The organism is Solibacillus sp. FSL W7-1324, assembly GCF_038008025.1.
Taxonomy (GTDB): Bacteria; Bacillota; Bacilli; order Bacillales_A; family Planococcaceae; genus Solibacillus.
The window spans coordinates 2,183,649-2,197,432 of record NZ_JBBOYH010000001.1; the positions used below are offsets into that span (position 1 = coordinate 2,183,649).

Annotated in this window: 12 protein-coding genes; 6 read left to right on the plus strand and 6 right to left on the minus strand. The window is 41.2% G+C overall.

What is annotated here, in order from left to right; genetic code table 11:
- The 5 genes from MKY71_RS10795 to MKY71_RS10815 form a co-directional block, all read right to left on the minus strand.
- Complete coding sequence (locus MKY71_RS10795) at positions 1-1,074, minus strand: tartrate dehydrogenase (RefSeq protein WP_340732586.1); 1,074 nt, start codon at positions 1,072-1,074, stop codon at positions 1-3.
- Positions 1,071-2,300: a M20 family metallopeptidase gene (locus MKY71_RS10800; protein ID WP_340732587.1), complete on the minus strand. Its 1,230-nt coding sequence runs from the start codon at positions 2,298-2,300 to the stop codon at positions 1,071-1,073. Before MKY71_RS10800 ends, MKY71_RS10795 begins: the two co-directional genes overlap by 4 nt.
- A 717-nt stretch (positions 2,301-3,017) precedes the next feature.
- Positions 3,018-3,575, minus strand: a complete 558-nt coding sequence (gene efp, locus MKY71_RS10805; RefSeq protein ID WP_339171774.1) for an elongation factor P — start codon at positions 3,573-3,575, stop codon at positions 3,018-3,020.
- A gap of 17 nt (positions 3,576-3,592) precedes the next feature.
- Positions 3,593-4,651 carry a M24 family metallopeptidase gene (locus tag MKY71_RS10810; RefSeq protein ID WP_339171776.1) on the minus strand — a complete coding sequence of 353 codons (1,059 nt, stop codon included), beginning with the start codon at positions 4,649-4,651 and terminating at the stop codon, positions 3,593-3,595.
- 239 nt (positions 4,652-4,890) lie between these two features.
- Positions 4,891-5,298 carry a DNA helicase gene (locus tag MKY71_RS10815; protein ID WP_339171778.1) on the minus strand — a complete coding sequence of 136 codons (408 nt, stop codon included), beginning with the start codon at positions 5,296-5,298 and terminating at the stop codon, positions 4,891-4,893.
- 178 nt (positions 5,299-5,476) lie between these two features.
- Between MKY71_RS10815 and MKY71_RS10820 the strand changes: the two genes are divergently transcribed.
- The 3 genes from MKY71_RS10820 to MKY71_RS10830 all read left to right on the plus strand — a co-directional run bounded on the left by MKY71_RS10820 (position 5,477) and on the right by MKY71_RS10830 (position 10,093).
- The gene (locus tag MKY71_RS10820) at positions 5,477-6,415 is read left to right on the plus strand and encodes a DUF1385 domain-containing protein (RefSeq protein ID WP_339171780.1); all 939 of its coding nucleotides are present in this window, start codon (positions 5,477-5,479) and stop codon (positions 6,413-6,415) included.
- Between the two features lie 166 nt (positions 6,416-6,581).
- Complete coding sequence (locus tag MKY71_RS10825; protein ID WP_340732588.1) at positions 6,582-8,297, plus strand: ABC transporter ATP-binding protein; 1,716 nt, start codon at positions 6,582-6,584, stop codon at positions 8,295-8,297.
- Positions 8,297-10,093 carry an ABC transporter ATP-binding protein gene (locus MKY71_RS10830; RefSeq protein WP_340732590.1) on the plus strand — a complete coding sequence of 599 codons (1,797 nt, stop codon included), beginning with the start codon at positions 8,297-8,299 and terminating at the stop codon, positions 10,091-10,093. Before MKY71_RS10825 ends, MKY71_RS10830 begins: the two co-directional genes overlap by 1 nt.
- A gap of 73 nt (positions 10,094-10,166) precedes the next feature.
- On the opposite strand, the gene MKY71_RS10835 is transcribed toward MKY71_RS10830, so the two are convergent.
- Positions 10,167-11,039: a CPBP family intramembrane glutamic endopeptidase gene (locus MKY71_RS10835; protein WP_340732592.1), complete on the minus strand. Its 873-nt coding sequence runs from the start codon at positions 11,037-11,039 to the stop codon at positions 10,167-10,169.
- 161 nt (positions 11,040-11,200) lie between these two features.
- On the opposite strand from MKY71_RS10835, the gene MKY71_RS10840 reads away from it, so the two are divergent.
- Genes MKY71_RS10840 through MKY71_RS10850 form a run of 3 tightly spaced genes read left to right on the plus strand, consistent with a single transcriptional unit; the run spans position 11,201 to position 13,767 of the window.
- Positions 11,201-11,905 (plus strand): response regulator transcription factor, encoded by a 705-nt coding sequence (locus MKY71_RS10840; RefSeq protein ID WP_340732593.1) that lies wholly within the window; start codon positions 11,201-11,203, stop codon positions 11,903-11,905.
- Positions 11,895-13,247, plus strand: a complete 1,353-nt coding sequence (locus MKY71_RS10845; RefSeq protein WP_340732594.1) for a sensor histidine kinase — start codon at positions 11,895-11,897, stop codon at positions 13,245-13,247. Before MKY71_RS10840 ends, MKY71_RS10845 begins: the two co-directional genes overlap by 11 nt.
- The gene (locus tag MKY71_RS10850; protein WP_340732595.1) at positions 13,237-13,767 is read left to right on the plus strand and encodes a PepSY domain-containing protein; all 531 of its coding nucleotides are present in this window, start codon (positions 13,237-13,239) and stop codon (positions 13,765-13,767) included. Before MKY71_RS10845 ends, MKY71_RS10850 begins: the two co-directional genes overlap by 11 nt.
- Positions 13,768-13,784: the final 17 nt, after the last annotated feature.

The following is a 13,784-nucleotide window of genomic DNA, read 5'->3' on the forward strand; positions in this document are numbered from 1 at the left end:
TTATACACCTCTCATTTCATAACAGCTTTTTAATGCGTTGCAAATTGCCCCACCCATTTCCTCTGTCGTTGCAGTTCCTCCAATATCCGCTGTCTTCACTTCGCCTTTCGCCAATACTTGCTCAATCGCCTGCACGATCAGCTGTTCTAAATCAGGTCGTCCAGTGTGCCCGAGAAGTAATGCAAGCGACCAGATTTGGGCAATCGGATTCGCGATGCCGCGCCCGGCAATATCCGGAGCTGAACCGTGAACAGGTTCGAACATTGAGGGATAGTCTCGATTCGGATTAATATTGCCTGATGGTGAAAGTCCCAGCCCTCCGATAATGGCCGATCCTAAATCAGATAAAATATCACCAAACAGATTAGAAGCTACCACTACCTCAAATTCCTCTGGTCGCTCTATGAAGTAAGCAACCAGCGCATCGATATAATAGCTTTTTAGTTGCAACTGCGGGTAGCGGCTCATCGTTTCATTAACGATCGCATCCCAGAATTTCATTGTATGAATGACTGCGTTCGATTTTGTTGCACTAGTTACCGCCGATTTTTTATATTTCAGCGCATAATCGCATGCCGCACTCACAATATTATCAATGCCTGCTTTCGTCATCACCGTATTTTGTATGGCCAGTTCATGCTCTGTACCACCGTATAACCTGCCGCCGCTATTAGAATATTCACCTTCCGTATTTTCTCGGAAAATCACGAAATCAATCGCTTCTTTTGCTGCAAGCGGTGAAGCAATTCCTGGCAGCGATTTCACTGGCCGAAAATTGACATATTGCTGAAATTGTTTACGGATAGGCATAATCAGCTCCCAAACGGTCACATCATCCGGTACACGCGCATCCCCAATGGCACCAAACAGGATTGCATCATATTGGGCCAGCGTTTCAAGTCCATCTTCCGGCATCATTCGCCCTGTTTGTAAATAGTAGTCGGAATTCCATTGGAACGTCATTGTCTCAACTTCAAGTGCATGGTCAAGTTCCTGCAAAGTTTCCAGTACTCTTAACGCCTGCTCCATCACTTCCGGCCCAATGCCATCTCCAGGAATTACAGCAATTTTCATAGGTCAACACCTGCCAAAAATAACAATGCAGCTTTTCTGTAGATTGCAGTTGTTTCCGCCAACTCCTCTATATCTACATATTCATTTATTTGATGGGGTATGTCTCTGTCACCTGCACCGATAGTGACAATCGGAATCCCATGTACATGTAAAAATGTTCCATCCGTCGCTCCAGGTACACCATTATAGATCGGCTCTTTTTCAAGTACATGTTCTACTGCATGATGCACTGCTTCTACAATAGGATTTGTACGTTCTGTATAGGTGGCTGGCCGATTATCAAGTACAGTCAGTTCCACTTTGAAATCAGGGTCGGACTCCTTCATACGGGTAATGATCGCTTCGATTTTGGCCAGAAGCTCATCATGATTTTGTGCAGGAACCGTGCGGATATCAAGCGTCGTCATACATTGATCCGGTATTACATTAATCTGAGCATCGCCAATAACAGGTGCTTGTAGAATTGTCGGAGTAATCGAAGGCCATTTCAAAAACGGATCTTCCCCCAAACGCTCCTGCTCTTCCTTTTCCAATTTCTCCATTTCTGTAATAAAGCGTGCCATGCGCCAGTTTGGATTAATGCCGCTCCATGAAATCGCGCCATGCGCCATCCTTCCATAAATATCAACACGCAGGCGGATTGCTCCACGCTGTGCAATGCATACTTGATTTTCCTCTGGCTCACAAATAATTGCCCCATCTACACCATCTGCCCAGCCCTGTGCGATAAAATGTTTTATACCAAGCATAAGCCCTTCCTCATCACATGGAATGCATAAAATAATTTTTCCTGTAAAGCTCTCCTGATCTAGCAATATGGACTGAACAGCCGTAATCATGCACGCCAAATTCCCTTTTGTATCATTCGTCCCGCGACCATACATGCGCCCATCCACGATTTCAGCACCGAATGGGTCATATGCCCAGGCATCGCGGTTCCCTTCTGTAACAACATCGGTATGACCTTCAAACAAAAGGGTTTTCCCGGGTTTCTTTGAATCAATAATGCCGATGACATTCGGTCTTCCTGGTACTACTTCTTCCATGTGTACTTCAATGCCCAAATTTAAATTCCGTAAATACTCGGCAACGTAATTGGCTACTGCCTGTTCATTGCCTTTGCCATCATTTCGATAAACACTTTCAATTTGGACTAGCTTTTGCGTCAACGCAATAACTGTTTCTCTATCCCGGATATACGTTGAAGTTTGTTTCATATCCACCATACAAACACCCCTCTTTTCCGAATTTTCTGAAATCTAAGAGCAGACTTCTATAAGTCTTGCTTATCTCTTTTATATTTGACATTCCTATAATTATTCCTTTTTAAAAAGGGCATTTTCTATAAAATGGTAAATATACATTCCATAAATCATAACCATAAGTTGGGTATGGCAAGATCAAACGCTTTTCTAATGGAGTCCGTTCTGCTCTGCTACGGGTTTATACGATTTGAAGAGAGTTGGTATGAAGTAAAGGTCCGTTGTACTGCGCTCCGGGGCAGGCTTTCCGGACGGCGTGGCTCCAACTAACTTTTGATGCCTCTGACGGCGGCATCAAAAGTGGATTTTCCGCGCACGCTTAATCGCCAGGGAGTCCGCCCCTGCGCTCCGTACAACTATATTCGCTGAAGTAATTGTTTCAGTGACTCACCCTATTACGAGAACAATACTTTTCGATTGGGGCGCCTTGCAAACGGCAACAAAGACAGGGATAAAGACACGTATCATGTGGCTTTATCCCTGTTTTGCCGTAGTGCGCCCATCAAACAAGTAAAACTGGATTCGAAAGGGCAGCCCCATGTTTTGGTGATGAGCCTATTTCGTTCTATATTATTGTGATATACAACCTTCATAATATAGAACCTATACTTCCTGACATTTGAACGCAAAAAAACATGCTGAAGCGGATTGCCCCAGCATGTTTTTATTTTTCTTTGAAGATTATGCGCGTGAAACGTAAGTACCTTCAGTTGTGTTGATGATTAATTTGTCGCCTTGGTTAACGAAGAATGGTACGTTTACCATTAATCCTGTTTCCATTTTAGCTGGTTTTGAACCGCCTGATGCTGTATCGCCTTTGATGCCTGGTTCTGTTTCAGCAACTTCTAATGTTACTGTGTTTGGTAATTCAAGACCTAACATTTCACCTGCATATGTTTGGATATGAACTTCCATGTTCTCTAATAAGTAGTAAAGTTCGTCTTCGATTTGAGCAGCAGCTAATGTTGTTTGGTCATATGACTCTAAGTCCATGAATACGTGCTCGTCACCTTGTGCATATAAATATTGCATTTTGCGGTTTTCGATCATTGCTTTTTCTACTTTTTCACCAGCACGGAAAGTTTTTTCTGTTACGTTGCCGTTACGTAGGTTACGTAATTTAGAACGTACGAATGCAGCACCTTTACCTGGTTTTACGTGTTGGAATTCTAGTACGCGGAATAAGTTACCGTCAACGATAATTGTTAAACCTGTACGGAAATCGTTTACTGAGATCATGAGTTATTTCCTCCAAATTATAAAATGATTAATTCTTTAGTCGAATGTGTTAGTACTTCATTACCCGTTTTTGTGATTAAAATATCGTCCTCAATTCGAACGCCACCAATTCCAGGAAGGTATACTCCCGGTTCAATTGTTACAACCATATTAGGCTCCAGCACTGTATTGGAACGGAATGATAACCCAGGTCCTTCATGTACTTCAAGGCCGATACCGTGACCAGTCGAGTGACCGAATGCTTCGCCTAAGCCTTTTGATTTTAAATAATCTCGTGCTACAGCATCCGCTTCGATCCCTGTCATACCCGGACCAACTTTTTCAAGCGCAAGAAGCTGAGACTCGAGCACAGCATTGTACATTTCTACCAACTTCTCTGATGGTTGGCCTACAGCGATTGTACGTGTAATGTCCGAAATGTAACCATTATAGTAAGCACCAAAATCAAGTGTTACAAAATCGCCCGTTTCAATAATCTTGTTTGTCGCAACACCGTGTGGCAATGCAGAGCGTAATCCGCTTGCAACAATAATATCGAACGATGAACTTGTAGCACCTTGTTTACGCATGAAAAATTCTAATTCATTCGATACGTCAAGCTCTGTAATGCCTGGCTTGATGAAATTTAAAATATGTGTAAATGCATTGTCTGCAATTTCACATGCAACCTTAATAATATTAATCTCTTCTTCGGTCTTAATCAAGCGAATTTTTTCAATTAAACCTGAAACTGGCACGAAATCAACATTCACTGCCGAATTGTATACTTCATATGTACCATATTGCATAGCATCTTTTTCGAATGCCAATGATTTTACACCCATTGCCGCCACTTGTTTTGCCACTTCTTCATGGATTGGACCGCTATGCTGAACTACACGGAATTCCTTTACTTGCTCTGATGCTTGTTCTGTATAGCGGAAATCTGTGATAAAAACCGCATCCTGCTGTGAAACAACTGCAACACCTGATGAGCCAGTGAAGCCTGTCATATAACGGCGGTTGTATTCATTCGTAATGAGTATTGCTTCGACATTGTTCTCGATTAGTGCTTGACGTAATTTAGTAAGTTTCATTTGTTTTCATTCCCCTTTTGTTTGTAGTAAAAACTTGCAGCTTGTCATTTAATTGCCGTATCTGCAAATTTGTCCTGCATCTTTAGCGGCACACGAAGCAATACTCCTATTTTTAAGGACCTTTAATCACTTTGGGATGTGTTAAAAAGGGACCTTTACTTAAAGCCGCTTCATTGTGAACGCTTCTTTTTATACTGTCCCTATTTTATCACAGACTTTTCAGACATCAATACTTTCGACTAACGAAATAATGTCATTGTACGGTAACGTGCTGTTTCAACGATTAAGCGCATCGACGTTACAACTACAACAAAAAATGGGATGGAGAATTTTTTGAATGACGACCATTCAATAGGAAGGTTTAAAATTTGCCATTCCAATATCGCTGCAAGGACAATTCCTAAAATAAGTGAAAGTAAGAACGGCGGTACCATTACGAGCAGCTGTGTTACCATCAACAATAAATATACAACAATGGCTATAATTAAAAATAAAATGACCCATCGTTCGAAAGCCGTCCATTCGAACCATTCCAATTTTTTCAGAAATGAAACCGGATGCCAATTAATAAAATCAAATAAATGCAAGCCTTTTAAGCTTACAGTTACAATAAATGATGTAAATAATGCCGTGACAAACAAATGCATGACAAAAACTCCTTTTTTTGACTCAGTATGACCTATTGTAAAAAAACTATTCGAATGGATAGTGCTTTTCTCCAAAATTTAGTACAATATGATGGTATAACAAAGAAAAGAGATGGATAGATTCCATGCTCCTTCCTAAAAATAGATTGAAATTTTATAAGAGAGTGGTGTCGAGCAAGTGAGTAATAATGCGCCAGTATATGGTGGGCAAGCGCTTCTAGAAGGTGTTATGTTCACTGGTCAAGATCATATGGTAACGGCAATCCGTCGAAATGACGATTCCATCGATTATTTTCATGTAAAAAAAGAGAAAAAGCCTATTTTCCAGAAGCTGAAGAAAATTCCTTTCGTACGTGGGGTTGTGGCATTAATCGAATCGGCAGGCTTTGGTTCGCGCCATCTGCAATTTGCTTCTGACCGCTATGATGTTACACCGGGTGAGGAAGAGGAAAACAGTGGTGAAGAGCCATCGAAGTTAATGATGATTTTAGGTGTAGCTGTCATTGGTGTGCTGTCGTTTTTATTCGGTAAGTTTGTCTTCACATTGGTGCCGATGTTTTTGGCAGAATTTTTAAAACCTTGGTTCCCTGGTAAAACGGTTCAGATTTTGATCGAAACAGGCTTTAAATTAATTTTACTTCTTGCCTATTTGCAAATTATTTCAATGACGCCATTGATTAAACGGGTATTCCAGTATCATGGTGCCGAACATAAAGTAATTAACTGCTATGAAGCAGGTCTTGACTTAACGGTCGAAAATGTTCAAAAACAATCACGACTTCATTATCGTTGCGGTTCAAGCTTTATTTTATTCACTGTAATTGTAGGAATGTTTACATATTTCTTCGTACCTGTTGATCCGCTTTGGGTTCGTCTTGTCAGCCGTATTTTATTAATCCCGGTTGTCATCGGTATTTCATTTGAAGTATTGCAGGCGACAAATGCCGTTCGAGAAATTCCAGGCTTACGTTTCCTAGGTTATCCTGGATTGTGGCTGCAACTGTTAACAACAAAAGAGCCAAAAGATGAGATGGTGGAAGTAGCAATCGCATCTTTCAACAAACTGCATGAAGTCGAGAAAAATCCGGCTATTGCACAAACATTAGTTCATGATTAATTAAAGACTTGGGGAGTTATCGTAAAAGAGAATTTACTTTTACGATGACTCTCCTTTTTAGTGTCCGAAATATATTTAGAGTCTCGAAATATTTTCGTTGAGTTCCGATAGATGAAATGGCATAATAGAGTTAAAATTCAGTGAATTGATTATAAGGAGTTAACAAATGAAAACGATTTTTCAATTTATCAGGCGCTATAAATGGCCTGCAGCAATCGCCTTTTTCCTAATGCTATTGGAACTGGCGAGCGATTTAATACAGCCGCTCTTCATGGCAAGGATGATCAATGAAGGACTGCTTGAAGAAAATTTACATAATGTTGCGTTTTGGGGTGGCTGTTTATTTGCCCTAGCCCTATTCTCTTTCATAAGCGGGGTACTCAACTCCTTCTTCTCTGCGCATGTCGCCCATAGCTTCGGTTTTGATCTGCGCAAAGCTTTGTACAGCAAAATACAATCGCTGACAATGGCGACCTATCTGACGTTCCCTACTTCCGGGCTTATTACGCGCCTGACAAGCGATGTTACCCAAACGATGAACATTGTCTTTATGATGCTGCGGATTGCGATGAAAGCACCGTTAATGACGATTGGTTCGCTTATCATGGCATTTGTCATTAATGCGAAACTTGCGCTTATTTTATGTGTCAGCTTTCCGTTTCTCCTTATCTTCCTAGTATGGATGGTATCAGTCGGTATCAAGCTGTTCGCACAAGTACAGCAACGGCTTGATTTTGTAAACCGACAGCTTCAGGAAGGACTGCAGGCTGTCCGATTGATAAAAGCCTACATGCGTGGTCAATACGAAGAAAGCCGCTTTTTATCCGTTGCGGAAAACTTAAAATTCGATACGATCAAAGCGACACGTGTCATGGAAATTGCATTGCCTGTTCTTCAGTTTGTTATGAATATTAGTTTGCTGATCGTCATTTGGGTCGGTGCAGATGCGATTCGGGACAATGATATTCTTGCCGGAGACTTGGCCGCGATTATTAACTATGCATTCCGTATGACGGCATCATTTTCTATTTTTTCATTTATCATTATTGCTTATGCCCGCGCGAAAGCGTCTGCTGAGCGTATCGAAGAGATTTTAAATGTCGAAGAAGGCTTAGAGGAAGTGCAGAAAAATAAAGCGCCTGTCCTTGAAAACTTCTCCATTCGTTTTGACAATGTGTCATTCCGTTATCCGACAACGGAGCAGTATACCCTTCAAAACTTGTCATTTTCAATTGAAAGTGGTGAAAAAATTGCCATTATGGGGGCAACCGGTTCAGGAAAATCGACTATTTTACAATTGGTTGAACATTTTTACGAACCGAATAGCGGTGAAATATTTATAAATGATCAAAATATAAAGGATATCCCGCTGCAGCAATTGCGCAAATCGATTTCCTATGTTCCGCAGCAATCCCTTCTGTTTTCAGGAACGATTGTGGACAATTTACGCTGGGGTCAAAATGATGCATCACTAGCGCAAATTATAGACGCGACGAAAAAAGCACAAATTCATCACTCGATCGAGAGCTTTGATGAACAGTATGAGACGACGATTGGACAGCGCGGCATTAACTTGTCCGGTGGTCAAAAACAGCGTCTTGCGATTGCCCGCGCCCTGCTAAAACCGGCATCATTGCTCATATTAGATGACAGTACTTCAGCGCTCGATGTCGCCACAGAGCAGAAATTATGGGAGGCACTCGATCAGGAGGCCATTACAATGCTCGTTGTAACCCAAAAAATTCAGACGGCACAAACGGCCGATCGTATATTACTAATTGATGAAGGCCGACTGCATGGGTTTGGCACACATGAACAATTAATGGCAACGAACGATCTGTATGCGAAAATTGTTGCTTCACAGCAGGAGGTGCTTGCCTAATGAAGTTTTTCAACTATGAACCGATCATCACAAAAGAACAAATCAAAAACACAAGCGGCAAGAAGAAAAAAGGTGAACGCGCCCAAAACTGGACATATACATTGAAGCGTATTTTCGATTTTGTAGCCGAACAGAAAATGCTCCTGTTTATCGTTCTGCTGCTTGTCGTGTTAAGCTCAGCGTTCGCGTTGATCGGACCATTCATCATCGGAAGGATGATCGACCAGTTTATTGATGGCAGTTCACTTAGCCAGCTTTCATATTGGCTATACGTGCTTGCGGTCGTCTATTTACTTTACAGTTTGTCAAGCTACTTCCAGAACTATTGGATGGTCGGCATCGCCCAGCAAACTGTATTTCGAATTCGCACTCAGCTATACGGTCACTTTTTCAAGCTCCCTCTCCGCTTTTTCGATAAACGAAAACACGGGGAATTAATGAGCCGTGCGACGAACGATATCGAAACAATCAGCTCGACATTAAACAGTGCCTTTATCCAAGTTGTCTCAAGTATTTTGACATTAACAGGTACGGTTGCCGTTATGCTTTGGCTCAGCCCGTTATTGACACTGATTACAATGCTGATCGTCCCACTTATGTTCTACGGAATGCGCTGGATTACAAAACGCACTAGCCTGTTATTCAAACAGCAGCAGGCCGCGATCGGTGAAATGAATGGTTTAATCGAAGAATCCATTACCGGTCAGCATGTCGTTAAGGCCTTTTCACAGGAAACGGAAATGCTGCGTCAATTCGACGAGAAAAATTCCCGTATCCGCACAGTCGGTTTCTGGGCGTTAACGTATTCAGGATTCATACCGAAAGTAATGAACACACTAAACAGTTTAAGTTTCGCAATTGTTGCGCTGGCCGGTGGTATATTTGCCTATTACGGTCACATTTCAATCGGGACGATTATTATTTTCACGGAGTATGCACGACAGTTTACCCGTCCGCTAAATGATTTGGCGAACCAGTTCAATACCGTCCTATCCGCATTGGCCGGAGCGGAACGTGTTTTCTTGATTATGGATGAAAAAGAAGATGAAATTGACGGAGAAAATGTGGAACTGCTTGGCAATGTCCGTTTCCAAAATGTTTCATTCCAGTATGATACACAAGCTTCCTCCCCTACCCTGTCGAACGTATCCTTTGAAGTGAAATCGGGGCAGTCGGTTGCACTGATTGGTCAAACCGGTGCCGGGAAAACAACGATCATGCAGTTGTTGACAGGACTTTATGAAAAAACGGACGGGAAAATTGTATTTGATGATATGGAAATAGAAGAAATTTCAAAGGCGAGCCTGCGCAGTCAAATGGCATTCGTCCTGCAGGACCCGTTCCTATTTGAAATGTCGATTAAAGAAAATATCCGCTACGGTAAGCTCGATGCAACAGATGAGGAAATCTATGAGGCCGCGAAAAAAGCGAATGCCCATACATTTATCGATAAGCTGCCTGATAAATATGACACAATCTTGAGTGCTGACGGCAGCCAGATCTCCCAAGGACAAAAGCAGCTGTTATCGATCGCCCGTGCCTTTGTGGCAGACCCGAAAATTTTATTATTGGATGAAGCGACAAGCAGTATCGACACGGTGACAGAGCTGCATATTCAGGAAGCACTTGAAAAGCTGATGGAGGACCGTACAAGTTTCATCATCGCCCATCGTTTGAATACAATCCGCAAAGTCGACTATGTCATTGTCCTAAATCAAGGGAAAATCATCGAACAAGGAAAACGCCAAGACCTAATAGAAAGCCAAGGCGTATTCGGACAAATGCTTAACGTGTAAATTAATATAACGAGAAAATAAAAATCGCCCATTTTGCTTATTACAGCAAGATGAGCGATTTTTTATTTACCTGTTAAACTGTATCGACATCCGCAGACTCCTCCAACTTCGGTGGCGGATTTTTTAACTGACGGAAGTTTTTGTAGTATTTCACGAATAAGAAAATAATGACAGCCGTCAGTATGAAAAAGAACGCCACATTTAACAATAACCCTTGTCTGGCTGCTTCTGTTGTCGGTAAATCCATTTCGGTCGTTTGATTTGTATATACAAACTGGAGATATGCCAGGAAATTATTAAAACTATGTAATAAGATCGGTATCACAATATTTTTAGTCTTAAGGTACGCATAGCCAAGCACACAGCCTAACGCAAAAGCAAAAACGGCATTGATCGGGTTGAGGTGAATAATCCCAAATATAATAGAAGAAACAATAATACTCTTTTGCGGACTCCATCTCAATGTGAAACGGCGAAGCAAGATCCCTCTGAATAACATTTCCTCATAAATCGGCGCAAGGATGCAAATATTAATAAAAAACAGGATGTAAACGAGTAATGATGGTCGCACATCTTCCACATCCGTCATCGGAAAGAAGGAAAACAGTTCCCGTATATGCTCTTCGAAAACAAGATAGACAATCGTTAACAAAATTGCTGTAAACACAACGGTGATCAGTTGGAAGCATGCTGTAATCGATAAATATTTTGCCCAGCGCCCTTTTGTCATCGTCGTATGCATCGGCTGTTCATTATATATGAAGTTCCATTTTTTTGTTTGATACATCAAGTACAATAAAAAGCTGACCGAAACTAAAAATGTAATCCACTCTTCACTGGCCGGATTATCGGTAATAAAAAACAAGATAAAACTTACGATGAATATAACAATCCCAAAAAGTATAAAATAGCGCAGCTTAAAATTCTTCAATTCGATATAATCCATTATTTTACACCCCCTGTAATTAGATTAACATGAAAAGGAAGTTTTATCCCAAGCATCGCTACCCCTTTTCGATCATTTTTCTACAAATAGCATTTCTCCATTGCCAATACCCTCTCCTTTACAATACGATGAAGACAAAACAGATAGAAGTAGGTGTTTGTATGTCGAAAATTTTAATCGTGGAAGATGAACAGCAGATTGCACGTGTATTGCAGCTGGAGCTTGGATTTGAAGGCTATGAAACAGCTATCGCCCATACGGGTACGGACGGTTTACTGAAATTCCATGAAGACGAATATGATCTGGTGCTGCTTGATGTAATGCTTCCAGAGCTGAACGGCCTGGAAGTACTGAAACGAATCCGCAAACATAACGAAACGGTTCCGGTCCTTTTACTGACCGCGAAAAGTAATATTGAAGATAAAGTTACAGGGCTTGATTACGGGGCAAATGACTATATAACTAAACCTTTTGAATTCGATGAACTGCTAGCACGTATTCGTGTGGCTTTAAGATTTTCACATAAATCTGTTCCAGAGCCAGCTTCATCGTCTGTCCACACATTTCAGGATCTATCATTAAATGAGCAAACACGGGAAGTGACAAGGAACAAACAGCACATCGATCTGACTCCACGTGAGTTTGACTTGCTGCTGCATTTTATGAAACATGCAAAGCTTGTGCAGTCTCGTGAACAGCTGCTGAATGCGGTTTGGGGATTTGACTATTACGGGGATACAAATGTAGTTGACGTATACGTACGTTATTTGCGTCAGAAACTAGAAGTAAATCTGAATCTACCGTCACTCCTACATACTGTTCGCGGTGTCGGCTATGTGTTAAAGGAAGCGACAAATGAAACTTAATACGAAAGTAAATCTGTTTTCGATGTTATTGACTTCGGTTATATTAATCGGCAGCTTTACAGGTATTTATTATTTGTATCAAGAGTTTGCCTTTTCAACTGAGGCTGAACAATTACAGGCACGGGCAAATGAATTGACGACTGCCATTAGCGCACTGGACACAATTGATGGAATCGATTCGATTTACGGCGCCTATCTCCCGACTGACGGAGCAATCATCGTTTATGATAGCGCAGGAAATCCAATAAAAAGGCTTCAGAAAACATCCGAGCAAATCGATTATAAACTTGATCCGTCAAAGCATTATACAGAAAAAACAATACGTGACATCCCCCATATTGCGCTGGTTACACCACTCATTTTGCCGAATGATGAAATTGTCGAGGCAAAGCTGATCCAGCCGTTGCCGACAATTACCGAAAATATGAACCGGTTGCTTATAATATTAGTCCTGATGACCCTTGTTGCACTCATTCCGATTTATTTGGCGAGCCAATTGTTTGTTCGGCTGATCGTAAAACCGGTTCAGCAGCTGACAACGACGATGGAAAAAAATATTCAGCAGTCCAGCTATGAGCAAATCCCGGTCCGCAAGCAATCAAACGATGAAATTGCGCAAATGGCCTTAACGTACAATCATTTAATGGCACAGTTGGAAGATGTTCATGACAAACAGCAGCAATTTGTCGGCAACGCTTCACATGAACTGAAAACACCGTTAACCGTCATCGAAAGCTATACGAAACTGTTAAAACGCCGAGGTACCCAAGACGCGCAAATTACCGAAGAAGCATTGGAAGCAATATTAAAAGAAACTACCAACATGAAAGCGATGATTGAACAAATGCTCGCATTGGCTAAGACGAATGAAATGACGAAAATCAATTTATCAACATTTCCATTACAGCCTTTTATCGAGCAGATTGAGCAGAGTATTATTACTGCCTATCATCGGGAAATTCTCGTGGACATCCCTAATGTTGAAATTACAACGGATGAAGCAAAATTAAAACAGCTGCTCTTTATATTTCTCGATAATGCACGAAAATACAGTGACGATATCATTAAAATCCACGCCTCTGTGAAAAATGATTTGCATATCACTATTCAGGATTGCGGCGTGGGAATACCTGAAGAAGATCTTCCGAATTTGTTCCATCGTTTTTACCGGGTTGATAAAGACCGGAACCGGAAAACAGGTGGCACCGGCATTGGCCTCTCCATCGCTAAGGAACTTGCCGATCGGTTGAATGCCAAAATATCGATCGACAGTGAACTAGGAAAAGGAACGACAATTTTACTCATTGTTCCACTTTCAGGAGGTGCACAGCATGAAAGCTAAATGGATTTTACTATGCATCGCCGTTCTCCTCATCGGTTTTTTCATTACACTGACAGTCAAGCAGTTATCAACACCGCATGAACTGAACACGAATGAACTGGAAATGAAAATTAAAGATATTTATAATGCGGAAGTCCAAACATTGATCAAACAAAAAAATTATTATGTCGCTTCCTTCGATAAAGATGGTTCGATTTTTGAAGTGAATGTAAATGCCGTAACAGGTCAATTTTCCGATTTGAAGCTTATTTATAAAAATGAAAGTAAACAGGATGAACAAACAAATCCTGATACATCAAATGAAAATCAGGCAGCTGAAAATGCTACAAAGCCATTGCTTTCAAAAGAGCAAGCAGTAGACATTGCGTTAAAGGAAGTGCCCGGTGAAGTCGATTCCGTAGAGTTTGTAAAAACGGCACAAGGTGGCATTTATTTTGTGGAAATAGAACAGGAAGATGATGTAACTGTGCAAGTACATGCCATTACCGGCGAGATTATTGTGATTAAATATGATGATTAGTTTTCTCATCAATTTCT